The sequence below is a fragment of the Gibbsiella greigii genome (assembly GCF_039540155.1).
GTDB lineage: Bacteria > Pseudomonadota > Gammaproteobacteria > Enterobacterales > Enterobacteriaceae > Gibbsiella > Gibbsiella quercinecans.
Genome location: NZ_BAABEM010000052.1, coordinates 42,251 through 58,833, shown reverse-complemented (window position 1 = coordinate 58,833; position 16,583 = coordinate 42,251). Strand labels below are relative to the sequence as shown.

The window sequence follows — 16,583 nt, the reverse complement described above, 5'->3', positions numbered from 1 at the left end:
GGCAATAAAAAACGGATGGCCCGCCCGGGCATCCGTTTTTGTGTTTTTGCTGCGTGAAACGTAACAAAATATTACGTTCGTTTATTTCACTTCGATCCCTTTTGCCTGCAGATCCGCATGGTAAGAGGAACGAACAAACGGGCCGCATGCCGCGTGGGTGAACCCCATCGCCAGCGCTTCAGCTTTCATTTCATCGAACTCGGCTGGGCTGACATAGCGCTGTACCGGCAGGTGGTGGCGGCTTGGTTGCAGGTATTGGCCCAGCGTCAGCATGGTGACGCCGTGGCGGCGCAGATCGCGCATTACTTCAACGATTTCTTCATTGGTTTCACCCAGGCCAACCATCAGGCCGGATTTGGTCGGGATTTCCGGATGCAATGCTTTGAACCGCTCAAGCAGGCTCAATGACCATTCATAGTTCGCGCCTGGGCGAACCTGGCGGTAGACGCGCGGCACGTTTTCCAGGTTGTGGTTGAATACATCCGGCGGGCTGGCGTTCAGGATATCCAGCGCGCGGTCCATACGGCCACGGAAGTCCGGCACCAGGGTTTCGATCTTGATGTTCGGGCTTTTGGCGCGGATCGCGGTGATACAGTCGGCAAAGTGCTGGGCGCCACCGTCGCGCAGGTCGTCGCGGTCAACGGAGGTGATCACCACGTAGCGCAGGGCCATATCGGCGATGGTTTGCGCCAGTTTTTCCGGCTCGTTGTTATCCGGGGCGACAGGGCGGCCGTGCGCCACGTCGCAGAATGGGCAGCGGCGGGTGCAGATGGCGCCCAGAATCATGAAGGTTGCCGTGCCGTGGTTGAAGCATTCAGACAGGTTGGGGCAGGAGGCTTCTTCGCAGACCGAATGCAGGCCATTTTTGCGCATGGCCGCTTTAATCCCCTGGATACGCGATGAATCGGCAGGGAGTTTGATTTTCATCCATTCGGGTTTACGTAACAGCTCCTGCCGTTCAGTGACCACCGTTTTTATCGGGATCAGCGCCATTTTATCGGCATCGCGGTATTTAACGCCGCGTTCCATCTGAATTGGTTTACTCATAGTCGTGCAGGTTCCAGTTACAAAAACGGCTTTTATCTATCAAAATCAGTAAAATAAAAGCAGCAGTAAAAAAATAGTAAAATTCTGGTGATACTATACCACTTTTACTGTGATCCATTCAGCCCCTCTTGTATCACGATCTCGGGCCATTCATCCTGCTGTTTTGTGCGCTGGTACGCCCGACTTTCTGCCGGGATGCCTGTCACGGGCCCGTCAGGCCGCTGGTGGGGATTGCGCCGCCTTGATGCCGGCGGCGCAGAGGCGAACGTTATTCGCCTATCGGTAAATAACCCTGCCAATGCGGTTTTGCCGGCTGGCCGTTTGGGTTTGCAACCAGGTGTAAATAGAACTCCCCGACTTTCTCCAGCAGCAGACAGTCATCCACGTCTTTCAGATTATCTTTGTGTTGGTGCGCCGCCCCGGTGAGCAATGCTGCAAGCGCTTTTTGTTTGGCGGCGGCGGGGGTTTCAGCAATGAACAGATCGAATTCATGCAGTTCCGCCAGCGTGTCTGGGCTATAGCCGCCGACGTTGACGAAATAGAGCTTTTGGTTGCCCGAGGCGGGCTCGGTAGACAAGCGGATATCATAGCCATCCGCCCACGTCAGCTGGGTGTAACCGTCAAGATGGATTTTATTTTTATCGCCAAACCACGCTTCCCGCAGCAAGGGGTAGGCATCTTCGGGTTTTTCAACGGCGGCGAATTGCACGTCATGCACTTCGATATTCGATTTTCCTGCGTTGCCGCCGATATAGAACATATAAAAATTCATGCAGTTACACTCTCCAGTGGGTATCGCTATATGAATTTTTATATAGCCTTTAATAGTATACAAAGTGGGTGGGTATGGAAAGTGGAGGATGAAAACAGGCGGCCCGCCTGATTTGCTTGCCGCGGGGTTACAGGTAGTCGGCCAGGCGCCACGCGCGCGGTTCGATTTTCTGGTAGCCGAGAAGATGCGCGAATTCTTTCACCAGCACCGGATGAACGTCATCCAGCCCAACGCCCGCCGCCAGCGCGCTGACCTGCGTCATCTGCATGCCGGCATAGCCGCAAGGGTTGATACGCAGAAACGGGTTGAGATCCATCGCCACATTTAACGCCAGGCCGTGGAATGAACCGCCTTTGCGGATGCGTAACCCCAGCGAGCAGATTTTGCTGTCGCCCACGTATACGCCGGGCGCATCCGGCCGTGCGTGCGCCACAATGTCGAAGTGGGCCAGAGTATTGATAATGGCGTTTTCGATGTGCGTGACCAGCTGGCGCACGCCAAGCTTGTTGCGCTTGAGATCGATCATCACATACATCACTTGTTGGCCCGGCCCGTGGTAGGTGACCTGGCCGCCGCGATCGCTTTGGATGACCGGGATATCCCCGGGCACCAGCAGGTGTTCCGCTTTGCCGGCTTGCCCCTGGGTGAACACCGGGTTGTGCTGCACCAGCCACAGTTCGTCGGGGGTATCGGCATTGCGGCGGTCGGCAAAGTTGTGCATCGCCAGGGAAACCGGCTCATACGGTTGCAACCCCAGTTGGCGCAAAATGATCGTATCGTGTTGCAAGTGGCTCATCGTCAGGCTATGTCTCGCATCGGGTAAATATTATCTTTACGTGCGCGCGGCAAGCAGCTCAATGCGGGCTACCTGCCAGGGCTTTACAGCACCATGCGGACAATTTCGATATTGCCTAACTCTTCGTACAGCGTTTCCACCTGATCGATATGGGTTGCGGTGATGGTGATGGAAACGGAATGGTAGTTGCCTTTGCTGCTCGGTTTAACCTGCGGAGTGTAATCCCCGGGAGCATGGCGCTGCACCACTTCAACCACCTGGTCTACCAACTCGGGTTGTGCCAGGCCCATCACCTTGTAGGTGAATGAACAAGGGAATTCGAGCAGTTCGTTCAGTTTAGTTTTCATGTGCGCTCCAGAAAGGGTGCCGTCACGGTGGTGGTGACAGTAGGGGGTGCTAAAAATTATAACTCCCGACCAGGCGGGAGTTAATGTTAATCAATAGATGGGGGCAAAAAGGCCGTTTTCAAGGCTTAGCCAAACCAGTGGTGGAACATCAGCTTGATGTAATCCACGATGCGGCTGAAGAACCCGCCTTCTTTCACTTCGTTAAGCACTACCAGCGGGCGTTGGTCAATTGTCTTGCCGTCCAGCTGGAAGTTGATGCTGCCAACCACCTGGTTTTTCGCCAGCGGCGCGTGGATTTCGGTGTTGTTCAGCACATAGCTGGCTTTCAGATCTTTCATGCGGCCACGCGGGATAGTCAGGTAGACATCTTTATCCACTCCCAGCTCCACGCGATCGCTGTCGCCGAACCATACCGGCTCGGAGGCAAATTCTTTGCCGGCCTTCAGCGGTGCGACGGTTTCAAAGAAGCGGAAGCCCCAGGTCAGCAGCTTTTTGCTCTCGGTTTCGCGGCCTTTGAAGGTGCGCCCGCCTAATACAGCGGAGATCAGGCGCATTTGGCCTTCAGTCGCGGAGGCGACCAGGTTGTAGCCCGCGGCTTCAGTATGGCCGGTTTTGATGCCATCCACGTTCAGGCTGGTATCCCACAGCAGGCCGTTACGGTTCATCTGGCGGATATTGTTGAAGGTGAACTCTTTCTCTTTATAGATGGCGTATTCATCCGGCACGTCGCGAATCAACGCCTGGCCGATCAGCGCCATATCGCGCGCAGAGCTGAATTGGCCTTCGGCATCTAGGCCGTGCACGGTCTGGAAGTGGGTGTTCTGCAGGCCCAGCTGTTTAACGTAGGTGTTCATCAGGTTAACGAACGCATCCTGGCTGCCGGCGACGTAGTCGGCCATGGCCACACAGGCATCGTTACCGGATTGCAGGTTAATGCCGCGGATCAGTTTAGAGACCGGTACGCGATCGCCGGGTTTGAGGAACATCAGCGAAGAGCCTTTGAACACGGGGTTACCGGTCGCCCAGGCATCCTGGCCGATGGAGACGATGTCATCCTGGCCGATTTTGCCGGATTTCAGCGCCTGGCCGATGACATAGCTGGTCATCATTTTGGTCAGGCTGGCAGGATCGCGCCGGGCATCGGCGTTGGATTCGGCCAACACTTTACCGGAGTTGTAATCGATCAGGATATACGATGCCGCGTCAATCTGCGGGACACCCGGGATCATGGTTTTAAGGTTAACGTCATCAGCCTGCGCAACGGAAGAGGCGCTCATCGCGATAACGGTGCCGAGCGCTATGCTCTTGATTAAGCGAAAAGAAGTTAAATGTTTCATGATCGGGACTACGACATCCGTGAAAGTAAGTGAAAAAACGAGCCACACTATAACAGATGGGATCCCGGCAGGCATCAGGCATTCGTGCAGCAGCGTTGGGGTTTCCCCGTTTTAGCTGCAAGAAAATGTTTCAGCTAAAGAACGGCTTGCTGGGCCTGTAGCCTGCCGGGCATCTTGATTCAGGGGGCGGCGATAATAAATGATTGCTGCTGGGCTTGCGTGGCGAGCCGTTGCTGCAGTTGTTCTGCCTGTTGGCGGTTGCTAAATGGCCCCATCTGGACGCGGTACATCGCACCGCTGGCGGAAACCTTGCCGGGCACGCCGAACTGCTGGCTCAGCTTTTGCTGCCAGGCTTGCGCCCGCTCTGCGTTGCTCAATGCGCCAACCTGCACGACATAGCCGCCGGTGCTGTTGCTCACCGCCGGGGCTGCCACCGGTGCGGCCGCGGCTGCCGGTGCTGGGCTGCTCACAGGAGCCGGTTGCGGCTCGGCGCTTTCCAGCACGCCTGCCGGCAGGGCGCTTGGCGCCCCCAGGAAGCCGCTGCGGCCGTTGCCGCCGTTCAGGGTGCTGTTGTCTATCGGGCGCACGGCGGTGTTGTCAGCCACGGGCGTTTCCTGTTGCATTGGGGTCCCCATGGCGCTGCTGCCCAAGTCCGGGCGGGCGGGCAGCGCATAGCTTTGTTTGGCGACCACGGTGCCGATAGTGCCTGGGCCGCTCAACGTGCCGTCCGGAGCGACGTTGATGAAATCAACCTTCACTTTGGTGTTATTGGAGAGGTTGAGGCGCTCGGCCGCCGCCTTGGACAAATCGATAATCCGCCCTGGGGTATAAGGCCCGCGATCGTTAACCCGCACCACCAGTTGGCGGCCGTTGGCCAGGTTGGTGACGCGCACGTAGCTTGGGATTGGCAGCGTTGGGTGTGCCGCCGTTAAGGCGTTGGGATCAAACTGTTCGCCGATGGCGGTGCTGTTGCCGTTGGCTTCTTCGCCATACCAAGAGGCCAGGCCGCTTTGGCTGAAGTTTTGTGGATCTTTGATGATACGGTAAGTGTCGCCATTAACCTTATAATCCTGCAGCGTGCCAGGGTTATAGGGTTCATAGTGAGGCTCCACGCCGCCGATTTCCACCACCGGCCCGTTGTATGGCTGCGGCGGCGCCTGCTGTTCTGTGGTCGTGGTGGTACAGGCTGCAAGCAGCATTGCCGATACCACGACCCCTAGCCATTCCTTACGCATTGCACACCTCTTATAAACTTTTAGACAGCATTTTCCGATGCGTGTGGATCGACATCACGATGCCGAACCCAGCCATCAACACAATCAGCGCCGAACCGCCGTAGCTCACCAGAGGCAAAGGTACGCCAACTACCGGTAAAATGCCACTGACCATACCAATGTTAACAAACACATAGACAAAGAGAATCAGCATCAGGCCGCCGACCATCACGCGGCCGAAGGTCGTCTGCGCCTTGGCCGCAATGATCAGGCCGCGCAGGATAACCAGCAGATACAGCGCCAGCAGAACCAGAACGCCAATCAGGCCGAGCTCTTCCGCCAGCACGGCGAAGATAAAGTCGGTATGGCGTTCAGGCAGAAACTCTAATTGGGATTGGGTGCCGTGCAGCCAGCCTTTGCCCGATAGGCCGCCGGAGCCGATGGCGATTTTCGACTGGATAATGTGGTAGCCGGCGCCGAGCGGATCGCTTTCCGGATCGAGCAGCATCATCACGCGCGCACGCTGATAATCATGCATCAGGAAAAACCACAGCACGGGGACAAATGCGGCTACCAGCAGGGCGGCAACGGCGATCAGTTTCCAACTCATGCCGGAGAGGAACAGCACGAACAGGCCGGAGGCGGCGATCAGGATCGCGGTGCCGAGATCGGGCTGGGCGGCCACCAACAGGGTGGGCAGGAAAATCAGCACCAGCGCAATACCGGTGTTTTTCAGCGACGGTGGGCAAACGTCACGGTTCATAAAGCGCGCCACCATCAGCGGCACGGCGATTTTGGCGATTTCCGAAGGCTGAAAGCGCACGAAGCCCAGATCCAGCCAGCGCTGCGCGCCCTTACTGATTTGGCCGAAGGCATCGACCAGAATCAGCAGGAAAACGCAAAAGATATACAAATAGGGCGCCCAGCTTTCATATACCCGGGGCGGGATCTGCGCCATGACCGCCATCACAATCAGCCCCATCAGGATCTGGCCGATTTTTCGCTCCATCATGCCGATATCCTGGCCGCTGGCGCTCCACATCACAAAGGCGCTGTATACCAGCAGCGCCAGGACGAAAAGGAGAAACGTGGGGTCGATATGGATTTTGGTCCAGATCGTGCCTTTTTGTTGACTGTCAGTCATGATCCGTTAGTCACCTTCTGTACCGGGCGGGGCAGGCGCCGCGACCGGTAGTTGCGTATTGTTGTCGCCCAGCAGGATGTGGTCGAGGATCTGGCGGGTGATGGTACCCACCGCCGGGCCAGAACCGCCGTTTTCCAGAATAATGGCGACTGATACTGTCGGGTTGTCGTAAGGCGCGAAGGCGGTCATCAGCTTGTGATCGCGCAGGTGCTCCGCCAGCTTATGTGCGTTATAGGTTTCATAGCCGAATACCTGTGCGGTACCCGATTTCGCCGCGGCTTTATACGGTGTGCCTTCAAAATATTTGCGTGCCGTGCCGTTAGGCCGGTTGGCTACGCCGTACATACCGTCTTTGGCGATTTCCCAGAAGCCGGAATGAATATCGCCAATTTGCGTATGCTGTTCCTGAACATAGGGCACCTGTTCGCCGTTGATCCGGGTGGCCTGCAGCAGGTGCGGCACTTTGACACTGCCGTCGTTAATCAGCGTATTCAGCGCTTTGGACATTTGGATCGGCGTGGCGGTCCAGTAGCCCTGGCCGATGCCCACTGGAATGGTGTCCCCCTGATACCACGGCTTCTTGAAGCGTTTGAGTTTCCATTCGCGCGTCGGCATCAGCCCGGAGCGCTCTTCGGACAGATCGATGCCGGTGTATTGCCCGTAGCCGAATTTGGTCAGCCATTCGGACAAACGATCGATGCCCATGTCGTAGGCAACCTGGTAGAAGAAGGTATCGGCGGATTCCTCCAGCGCTTTGGTCACGTTGAGGCGGCCGTGGCCCCACTTTTTCCAGTCGCGGAAGCGTTTTTCAGAGCCGGGCAATTGCCACCAGCCGGGATCGAACACCACGGTGTTTTTGGTGATCACCCCGGCGCTGAGCGCCGAGACGGAGATATAAGGTTTCACCGTGGAAGCCGGCGGATAAACCCCCTGCGTGGCGCGGTTGATCAGCGGGCGGTTTGGATCGTTCAGCAACCCCTGATAGTCCTTGCTCGATATGCCGTCCACAAACAGGTTGGGATCGTAGCTTGGCGTGGACACCAGCGCCAGAATACCGCCGGTGCGCGGATCGCTCACCACCACGGCCGCGCGGCTGTTCACCAGCAGTTGTTCAATGTAGCGCTGCAGGTTGAGATCCAGCGTCAGGTAAATATCCTGCCCGGCGGAAGGCGGCTGTTCATGCAACTGGCGGATGACCCGGCCGCGGTTATTTACCTCGACTTCTTCATAGCCGGTTTTACCATGCAACACGTCTTCGTAATAGCGCTCAATGCCCAATTTGCCGATGTCATGCGTGGCGGCGTAATTGGCCAGCTTGCCGTCTTTATCCAGCCGTTCCACGTCGCGATCGTTAATTTTCGATACGTAGCCGATGACGTGGGTGAGCGCCGAACCGTAAGGGTAATAGCGGCGCTGGTAGCCTTTTACCTCAACGCCGGGGAAGCGGAACTGGTTGACGGCAAAGCGCGCGACCTGCACTTCGGTGAGCGCCGTTTTTACTGGGATGGAAACAAAGCGGCGTGAGCGCTTGCGTTCTTTTTCAAAGTTGGCGATGTCTTCATCGGTCAGATCGACGATGGGCCGCAGCGCCTGCAGCGTAGCTTTCAGATCGTCGACCTTTTCCGGCATCAGTTCCAACTGATAAATGGTGCGGTTAAGCGCCAGCGGGGTGCCGTTACGATCGTAAATAATGCCGCGGCTGGGCGCGATCGGCACCAGCTTGATACGGTTCTCGTTGGAACGGGTTCGGTAATCTTCAAAGCGCAGGATCTGCAGGTTATACAGATTGGCGATCAGAATGCCTGTCAGCACCAGAATGACAAAGAACGCCACCAGGGCGCGGCGTACAAACAGGGCTGATTCAGCCGTATAGTCGCGAAAAGGGTTGCGTTCTATTTTCATCCCGCTGCTTTATTCACTCTGTCACGGTCATCACCGGTTACTCCCGATGATAAGGATGATTTGTTGTTATGCTCCAGGCGCGGTACAGGCTTTCGGCAACCAGTACGCGCACTAACGGGTGGGGCAGCGTCAGCGGCGACAGTGACCAGCTTTGCTCTGCCGCGGCCTTGCAGGCAGGCGCCAACCCTTCCGGGCCGCCGATCAACAAGCTGACGTTGCGGCCATCCTGCTTCCAACGCTCAAGCTGCTGCGCCAACTGCGGCGTTTCCCACGGAGTGCCGGGGATATCCAGCGTGACGATGCGGTTGCCCTTGTCGACGGCGGCCAACATTTGCTCGCCTTCCTTTTCCAGTATGCGTTTGATATCGGCATTTTTGCCGCGTTTGCCCGCCGGGATCTCGGTCAGCTCAAACGGCATATCTTTGGGAAAGCGGTGCAGATAATCCATAAAGCCGGTGTGCACCCAGTCCGGCATTTTGGTGCCGACGGCGACCAGTTGCAATTTCACCGTTTAACTCCAGAGCTTTTCCAGTTCATACAGGCGGCGGCTGTCTTCCTGCATCACGTGCACGATCACATCGCCCAGATCCACGACCACCCAGTCAGAAATGTTCTGGCCTTCAACACCCAAAGGGATCAAGCCGGCAGCGCGGGATTCCTGTACAACGTGATCGGCAATGGACATCACATGGCGGCTGGAGTTACCGGTGCAGATGATCATGCAGTCGGTGATGCTGGATTTACCCTGAACGTTCAGAGCGACAATGTCTTGGCCTTTCAGGTCATCAATCTTATCGATGACGAAGTCTTGGAGCGCTTTACCTTGCAAAGGTTCCCCCTCTGGTGTTTTTTGTTCATTCAGCGTAGGCAGGCTATCACCTGCATACGGCCAATATTCATGGTAATCGGCAGAACGCAGCCGTGGGACGCGGGCGAGCCAGTGTTGCCAGGCCTTCCAGCCGTTACCGGAAAAATAGCGGCGCAGTATAGCATGCACCTTTGGCTAACGATATAAACCCTGCAACTCGATATAGCGTTGCACCGAACGGGGCAGCAGATCGTCGCAACTGATGCCCTGGTGTCGCCGATCGCGGATCTCGGTGGCGGAAATATCCAGCAATGGCGTGTCCGCCAGATAGATGGCGCCCTGCGGCCGTTGGCGCAATAAGGCGCTGTCCGTCACCTGGTGTTGTTCCAGCCACTGTTGCAGCGCCGGCGTATCCATGTGGTTGCGGTAGCCCGGGCGCGCCAGCACCAGCAGATGACAGTAGGTTAACAGATCCTGCCAGCGGTGCCACTTGTGCAATGTCAGCAATGAGTCTTGGCCGATAATAAACGCCAGTGGTTGGGCGGTGCCGCGTTCTTTGCGGATCGCCTCCAGCGTTTCGATGGTATAGGAAGGGGAGGTGCGGTGCAGTTCGCGATCGTCAACGGTGAACAGCGGGTTATCGGCGATCGCCAGTTCAACCATTTTCAAACGCTGCCGGGCATTGGCTTCCGGCTGCGGCCGGTGCGGCGGCACATGGTTTGGCAATAACGTAACCTGCTTCAGCCCGACTTTTTCCGCCAGTGCTTCAACCGGGCGCAGGTGGCCGTAGTGGATTGGATCAAACGTGCCGCCGAACAGGGCGTGCAGCGTAGTGATGGGTTCTGCGTTATCAGACATCAGAAAGACTCGTGGCCAAAGGTTTGCCGCACAGCAGCATCGACAGGGTTTCCAATTCCGGCCAGACGGTCTGACCATAGTCCTGCTTCAGGGTCAGTTCCACCTGCGCCAGCAGGTGCACGGCCTGTTGCAACTGGGCCCCGGACAGGCGCTGCAGCGCCTGAGTGATCAGGTTGCGGCGGTTCTGCCACACTTTGTGCTGATCGAACAGCGTGCGCAACGGTGTGGTCGCCATGCGCCGTTGCAGCGTCAGTAACAGCAGTAATTCACGCTGCAGGGTGCGCAACAGGATTGCCGGTTCGGCGTCTTCCTGCTGCAACTGGCGCAGAATATGCCAGGCGCGTTTGCTTTTTCCCGCCAGCAGGGCATCCAGCCAGTGGTAGGGGGTGAAGTGGGCGGCATCGTTCACCGCCTGCTCAACGCGGGGCAGCGGCAGTTTGCCGTCTGGGTACAGCAGTGCCAGGCGTTCCAGCGCCTGCGCCAGCGCCAGCAGGTTGCCTTCATAGCAATAGCACAGCAGCTGATTGGCGGCATCGTCGAGCTCCAGCCCCATGGCTTTGGCGCGCGCGGCGACCCAGCGGGGCAACTGTGCCTGCTCCGGCGTTTGGCAGACCACGTATGCGCCCTTGGGCGCCAGCGCCTTGAACCAGGCGCTGTTCTCCTGTGCTTTGGTCAGGCGCGGGCCGCGCAGGATCAGCAGAATGTCATCGTGCAGTAGCCCGGCCAGTTTGACCAGTTGTTCGCCGATCGGCGCCGTTGGGCCGCTATCCGGGAAGATCAGCAGCAGCGTCTGGCGGCTGGCGAACAGGCTCATTGACTGGCACAGGTTAAAAATGGCGCCCCAGTCGGTATGGGGATCAAGCGTGATGCTGTAATGCTCGCTAAACTGTTGCTGCTGCGCCGCCTGGCGGATTAAATCCTGGCTCTCCTGCAGCAGCAGCGGTTCATTTCCGCTTAACACATAACAAGCGCGCAACCCCTCACGGAGTTGCGCGGCAAGTTGTTCTGGATAGAGGCGGGTCATGGGGCTACGCGGCTTTCCGCTTTGTTAGCGGCGGCCTTATGCTGAGCGTTTTCCTCGGCGGCATGCACCGACAGCAGTTTACGCACCAGCTGCTGAGCAGCCTGCTCACGCATTTCCTGCAGGATGATTTCCTGCTCGGAATCTTTCGCCAGCGCGGTCAGCGGGTTATCGAAGAAAGAGCGGAACACGCTAATGTTGAGCGGATAAACGTCGTGGCCAGGGATCAACACCTGGGCGCTGACATTCATCACCAACTGGTATTCCGCGGTTTTCCCATCCTGGAAGATGGAAACCGTATCCTGGCCCACGGTGGAGCCCGTGATGCGCAGGGAAGGAATATCCTTGCGCATCGCGTCTTTGACAATGGTCACATCATTTAGGCGCAGTTGTTCACGCACGGCGCGGGTTAGCGGCCCGTAAGGATCGTAGCTGTCCAGCAGCATGGTTTTCATTTCAGCCGGGATCTGCGTGGTGCCGCGCAGGTGGAAACCACAGCCGGCGGTGACCAGCACCGCCAACCCCAGCAACAACGTGATAATACGATGTCGCACAACGCCTCCTTGTTTAACCCACAACCAGGTTAAGCAGTTTGCCTGGAATATAGATCACCTTACGCACGGTAACCCCTTCCAGATATTTCGCCACCAGATGTTCCTCTGCAGCGCGTTCGCGTACCTGCTGTTCGGTTGCATCGGCCGGCACGGTGATTCTGGCGCGGACTTTACCGTTAACCTGTACCACCACCAGTTTGGTGTCTTCAACCATCGCGGCTTCATCAGCCACAGGCCATGGTGCGGTGTCGATATCGCCTTCGCCGCCCAGCGCTTGCCACAGGCTGAAACTGAAGTGTGGCGTGAACGGATACAGCATGCGCACCACGGCCAGCAGCGCTTCCTGCATCAGGGCACGATCCTGTTCGCTTTCCAGCGGCGCACGGCCCAGTTTGTTCATCAGCTCCATAATCGCTGCGATAGCGGTGTTGAAAGTCTGGCGGCGGCCGATATCGTCGGTCACTTTGGCGATGGTTTTGTGCAGATCGCGGCGCAGCGCTTTTTGATCTTCATTCAGCGCGGCAACGTCCAATGCCTGAACGGCGCCGTTACCGGTGTGATCGTAAGCCAGTTTCCAGACGCGCTTCAGGAAGCGGTTTGCCCCTTCGACGCCGGATTCCTGCCATTCGAGGGTCATTTCCGCCGGTGAGGCGAACATCATGAACAGGCGCACGGTGTCCGCACCGTATTTTTCTACCATCTCTTGTGGGTCGATGCCGTTATTTTTCGACTTCGACATTTTGCTCATGCCGGCATAGACCACGTCACGGCCCTGCTTATCGGTCGCCTTGACGATACGGCCTTTGTCATCGCGCTCGACGGTTACGTCAACCGGGGAAACCCAAATGCGCTCGCCGCTGTTGCCGGTGTAGTAGAAGGCATCCGCCAGTACCATCCCCTGACACAGCAGGCGTTTGGCTGGCTCGTCGGAATCCACCAGGCCGGCGTCGCGCATCAGTTTGTGGAAGAAGCGGAAATACATCAGGTGCATGATCGCGTGTTCGATACCACCCACGTACTGATCCACCGGCAGCCAATAGTTGGCCGCGGCCGGGTCGAGCATGCCTTTGTCGTACTGTGGGCAGGTGTAGCGCGCATAGTACCAGGAGGATTCCATAAAGGTGTCGAAGGTATCGGTTTCACGCAGCGCAGGCTGCCCGTTGACGGTGGTTTTCGCCCATTCTGGATCGGCTTTGATCGGGCTGGTGATACCGTCCATCACCACGTCTTCAGGCAGGATCACCGGCAGTTGATCTTCCGGCGTCGGTATTACGGTACCGTCTTCCAGCGTGACCATTGGGATCGGCGCGCCCCAGTAACGCTGGCGGGAAACGCCCCAGTCACGCAGGCGGTAGTTAACCTTGCGTTGGCCCACGTCCTGCGCCACCAGTTTATCGGCGATGGCGTTAAAGCCGGCTTCGTGATCCAGCCCGTCGAACTCGCCGGAGTTGAACAGCGTGCCTTTATCGGTCATCGCCGCCTGGCTGACGTCCGGCGCGCTGCCGTCCAGATTACGGATCACGGGTTTGATGGTCAGGCCATATTTGCTGGCGAACTCCCAGTCGCGTTGGTCGTGGGCAGGAACCGCCATGACCGCGCCAGTGCCGTATTCCATCAGCACGAAGTTGGCTACCCAGATCGGCAGCTTTTCACCGTTCAGCGGGTGGATGGCATACAGGCCGGTAGCCATGCCTTTTTTCTCCATGGTGGCCATTTCTGCTTCGGCAACCTTGGTATTGCGGCACTCTTCGATGAAGGCGGCCAGTTCCGGATTATTGGCCGCACCCTGCTGCGCCAGCGGGTGGCCGGCGGCAACGGCCACGTAAGTGGCGCCCATAAAGGTGTCCGGGCGGGTGGTGTAAACCGTCACTTTCTCATCGCTGCTGGCGACATCGAAGGTGATTTCAACCCCTTCGGAACGGCCAATCCAGTTGCGCTGCATGGTTTTCACCTGCTCCGGCCAGCTTTCCAGCGTGTCCAGATCGTTGAGCAGTTGATCGGCGTAAGCGGTGATTTTGATGAACCACTGCGGGATTTCCTTGCGCTCGACCTTGGTGTCGCAGCGCCAGCAGCAGCCGTCGATAACCTGTTCGTTGGCTAGCACGGTCAGATCGTGCGGGCACCAGTTCACCGCAGAGGTTTTCTTGTAAACCAGGCCTTTTTCATACAGCTTGGTGAAGAACCACTGTTCCCAGCGATAATAGTCGGGTTTGCAGGTGGCGATCTCGCGATCCCAGTCATAACCGAAGCCCAGCAGTTTCAGCTGGTTCTTCATGTATTCGATGTTGTCGTAAGTCCACGGCGCTGGCGCCGTATTGTGTTTTACCGCAGCACCTTCCGCCGGTAGACCGAATGCATCCCAGCCAATCGGCTGCAGCACGTTTTTACCCAGCATGCGCTGGTAACGCGAGATGACGTCACCGATAGTGTAGTTACGCACGTGCCCCATATGCAGGCGCCCGGAAGGGTACGGCAGCATCGATAGGCAGTAGTACTTTTCCTTGCTGGAATCTTCGGTAACTTTGAATGTTTGCTTCTCTTGCCAGTGAAGCTGTACGTTCGGCTCTATGTCTTCTGGACGGTATTGCTCTTGCATGGCGGCTGGTGGTCCTATAGGTGTAAAACACTATACCTTCTGCCTTCGCGCACGCAGCCTGACTGGCCGCGCCTTGAAGCCATCGGGTATAAATCCGTAACTTTTGGTTTATAGATAGATCCGCATAGCATAGCTGATAAGGGCTCTTGGCAACAACACTAAGCGTTTCCGGGCCGCCGGATTTAAAAATCCCCGCTACGATCGGGTGCATATTTGTACAATTTCGCCGCAAGTGAGTGACATCAGTAATTTACGGCTAAAATGGTAGGGGGTAACGTAGGAAGACAATCCTGTCGCACCGCTTCACGAGGAGAGACTATGAACAAGGTAACTGAGCATTACCGGGAATTGCTGTCATCACTCACGGAACGTTTGAAGGCGGGGGAACGTGATATCGATGCATTGGTCGCCAGCGCCGAACAGCGGCTGAACGCCGCCGGGGAGATGACGCGCACCGAGATCGCACAGCTTACCCAGGCCGTCCGGCGCGATCTGGAAGAGTTCGCCAGAAGCTACGGCGAGAACCAGGAAGATTTTACCGACAGCGTTTTTATGCGGGTGATTAAAGAGAGCCTGTGGCAGGAGTTGGCGGATATCACCGATAAAACCCAGCTTGAGTGGCGGGAAGTGTTCAAAGACGTGAGCCACCACGGGGTTTATCACAGCGGCGAGGTGGTCGGGCTGGGCAATCTGGTGTGTGAGAAATGCCATTATCATCTGGCGTTTTACACGCCGGAGGTGTTGCCGCTCTGCCCAAAATGCGGGCACGACCAGTTCCAGAGGCGGCCGTTTGAGCCTTGATCCCTCACCCTCACCCCAACCCTCTCCCGCGGGGAGAGGGAGCAGCCCGGCGTTGTGGGCCGGTGGGGTGACTAAAACTCGCCTGGCGAAGCTAAAGTGATGGCTGTTCTGCGGCATGTATCGTTGCACCGGCTTGTTTCTTCTCTCGGTGGTTATGTAGTTGCACCTGCCAGTTCCCTCTCCCTGCGGGAGAGGGTTAGGGGGAGGGGAAAAGGGGCTTAAGGCCAGCTCCCTCTCTCGGTGGGTATGTAGTCGCACCGGCCGTTCCCTCTCCCTTGGGGAGAGGATGAGGGGGAAAAGGGGGCTTAAGGTCAGCTCCCTCTCTCGGTGGTTATGTAGTCGCACCGTCCGGTTCCCTCTCCCTTGGGGAGAGGGTTAGGGTGAGGGGAAGCCGGTTCAATAACGGGAAACGCACTCCACCAGTAAATCCACAAAGCCGGCGCGATCGATATGCGTTAAAACTTCCACATTGGCCGGCTTGCCGTTTTGCTGGAACTCATCCGCTACCGTCTGGCCCAGGGTATATTCCCCCTTGGTTTCCACGCCCACCCAAAGCTGGCGGCTGTTAAACAGCGCCGGCGCCAGCAGCCAGGCGATGGTGCAGGGATCGTGCATGGCGGCGCCCGGCAGGCCGCGCGGGTGCTGAAGATAAAGCGGCAGATAGAAATCCAGCATTTCAGCCACCGCCGTGGCGACCGGGTTGCCGATGGCGCGGATGCGTTCGGCTTCTTGCGGCAACACCAGCGCCTGGTGGGTTACGTTAAGGCCGGCCATCACCAGCGGGACGCCAGACTGCAGGACGATTTCGGCGGCTTCCGGGTCTACATAAATATTAAATTCCGCTACCGGCGTGGCGTTGCCGGCGTGTATCCCGCCGCCCATAAACACAATCTGTTCGATGCGCGGCTTCAGTTTGCTATGTTGGGCCAGCAGCAGGGCTATATTGGTCATTGGGCCGGTGACCACCAGCGTTATCGGCACTGGCGCGCTGCGTAGCAGGCTGGCGATAAGCTCTACCGCGCTCTGCTTCACCGGGTTGCAGCCTGGCGTCGGTAGGTGAGTATTGCCCATGCCGGTTTTGCCGTGGACGTGTTCGGCGATCACCAGCTCGCGCATCAGCGGCTTGGCCGCGCCGGCGGCGACGGGAATATCCGTGCGCTGCATCAGCGTCAGCAAACCGAGGGTATTGTGCAGCGTTTTTTCCGGCGTTTGGTTGCCGGCGGAGGTGGTGACGGCTTTTACATCCAGCGCGGGTGAACGCAGCGCCATCGCCAGGGCAATGGCGTCATCAAGGCCGGGATCGCAATCGATAATAATCGGGCGGGGCATCTGTTATCTCCTTGGCCGGGTTACCTCTGCAGCATAACGCTCATGGGCACGGCGTTT

General features: G+C 57.6%; 16 protein-coding genes. 1 reads left to right on the top strand and 15 read right to left on the bottom strand.

Going from position 1 to position 16,583, the window contains the following annotated elements:
* Window positions 1-81: 81 nt before the first annotated feature.
* The 14 genes from lipA to leuS form a co-directional block, all read right to left on the bottom strand.
* Window positions 82-1,047 (bottom strand): lipoyl synthase, encoded by a 966-nt coding sequence (lipA, locus tag AC559G_RS23945; protein WP_438597239.1) that lies wholly within the window; start codon window positions 1,045-1,047, stop codon window positions 82-84.
* A gap of 268 nt (window positions 1,048-1,315) precedes the next feature.
* Complete coding sequence (locus AC559G_RS23940) at window positions 1,316-1,819, bottom strand: DUF1543 domain-containing protein (RefSeq protein ID WP_498915143.1); 504 nt, start codon at window positions 1,817-1,819, stop codon at window positions 1,316-1,318.
* 127 nt (window positions 1,820-1,946) lie between these two features.
* Window positions 1,947-2,615 (bottom strand): lipoyl(octanoyl) transferase LipB, encoded by a 669-nt coding sequence (gene lipB, locus AC559G_RS23935; protein WP_498915141.1) that lies wholly within the window; start codon window positions 2,613-2,615, stop codon window positions 1,947-1,949.
* Window positions 2,616-2,698: 83 nt separating this feature from the next.
* On the bottom strand, window positions 2,699-2,962 hold the full coding sequence (gene ybeD, locus AC559G_RS23930; RefSeq protein WP_279023944.1) for a DUF493 family protein YbeD: 264 nt from the start codon (window positions 2,960-2,962) through the stop codon (window positions 2,699-2,701).
* Window positions 2,963-3,087: 125 nt separating this feature from the next.
* Window positions 3,088-4,299: a D-alanyl-D-alanine carboxypeptidase DacA gene (dacA, locus tag AC559G_RS23925; RefSeq protein ID WP_279023945.1), complete on the bottom strand. Its 1,212-nt coding sequence runs from the start codon at window positions 4,297-4,299 to the stop codon at window positions 3,088-3,090.
* A 179-nt stretch (window positions 4,300-4,478) separates the two neighbouring features.
* Window positions 4,479-5,534, bottom strand: a complete 1,056-nt coding sequence (gene rlpA / locus AC559G_RS23920) for a septal ring lytic transglycosylase RlpA family protein (protein WP_498915139.1) — start codon at window positions 5,532-5,534, stop codon at window positions 4,479-4,481.
* A 10-nt stretch (window positions 5,535-5,544) separates the two neighbouring features.
* On the bottom strand, window positions 5,545-6,657 hold the full coding sequence (gene mrdB / locus AC559G_RS23915) for a peptidoglycan glycosyltransferase MrdB (protein WP_279023950.1): 1,113 nt from the start codon (window positions 6,655-6,657) through the stop codon (window positions 5,545-5,547).
* A gap of 6 nt (window positions 6,658-6,663) precedes the next feature.
* Window positions 6,664-8,559 carry a peptidoglycan DD-transpeptidase MrdA gene (gene mrdA, locus AC559G_RS23910; RefSeq protein ID WP_279023952.1) on the bottom strand — a complete coding sequence of 632 codons (1,896 nt, stop codon included), beginning with the start codon at window positions 8,557-8,559 and terminating at the stop codon, window positions 6,664-6,666.
* Window positions 8,560-8,596: 37 nt separating this feature from the next.
* Window positions 8,597-9,067, bottom strand: coding sequence for a 23S rRNA (pseudouridine(1915)-N(3))-methyltransferase RlmH (gene rlmH / locus AC559G_RS23905; RefSeq protein WP_498915137.1), 471 nt, complete (start codon window positions 9,065-9,067; stop codon window positions 8,597-8,599).
* A gap of 3 nt (window positions 9,068-9,070) precedes the next feature.
* On the bottom strand, window positions 9,071-9,388 hold the full coding sequence (rsfS, locus tag AC559G_RS23900) for a ribosome silencing factor (RefSeq protein ID WP_279023954.1): 318 nt from the start codon (window positions 9,386-9,388) through the stop codon (window positions 9,071-9,073).
* Window positions 9,389-9,562: 174 nt separating this feature from the next.
* Complete coding sequence (gene nadD, locus AC559G_RS23895) at window positions 9,563-10,225, bottom strand: nicotinate-nicotinamide nucleotide adenylyltransferase (protein WP_498915135.1); 663 nt, start codon at window positions 10,223-10,225, stop codon at window positions 9,563-9,565.
* Complete coding sequence (gene holA, locus AC559G_RS23890) at window positions 10,218-11,249, bottom strand: DNA polymerase III subunit delta (RefSeq protein WP_279023958.1); 1,032 nt, start codon at window positions 11,247-11,249, stop codon at window positions 10,218-10,220. The genes nadD and holA overlap by 8 nt, the downstream gene beginning before the upstream one ends.
* On the bottom strand, window positions 11,246-11,800 hold the full coding sequence (gene lptE / locus AC559G_RS23885) for an LPS-assembly lipoprotein LptE (RefSeq protein WP_498915133.1): 555 nt from the start codon (window positions 11,798-11,800) through the stop codon (window positions 11,246-11,248). The genes holA and lptE overlap by 4 nt, the downstream gene beginning before the upstream one ends.
* A 13-nt stretch (window positions 11,801-11,813) precedes the next feature.
* Window positions 11,814-14,396, bottom strand: coding sequence for a leucine--tRNA ligase (gene leuS, locus AC559G_RS23880; protein ID WP_498915131.1), 2,583 nt, complete (start codon window positions 14,394-14,396; stop codon window positions 11,814-11,816).
* A gap of 318 nt (window positions 14,397-14,714) precedes the next feature.
* Here leuS and AC559G_RS23875 point away from each other — a divergent pair, with 318 nt between their 5' ends.
* Window positions 14,715-15,197 carry a zinc ribbon-containing protein gene (locus AC559G_RS23875; RefSeq protein ID WP_438597123.1) on the top strand — a complete coding sequence of 161 codons (483 nt, stop codon included), beginning with the start codon at window positions 14,715-14,717 and terminating at the stop codon, window positions 15,195-15,197.
* A 396-nt stretch (window positions 15,198-15,593) separates the two neighbouring features.
* Here the strand turns inward: AC559G_RS23875 and rihA are convergent, their stop codons facing one another.
* On the bottom strand, window positions 15,594-16,526 hold the full coding sequence (gene rihA / locus AC559G_RS23870) for a nucleoside hydrolase (RefSeq protein WP_498915129.1): 933 nt from the start codon (window positions 16,524-16,526) through the stop codon (window positions 15,594-15,596).
* Between the last annotated feature and the right edge of the window lie 57 nt (window positions 16,527-16,583).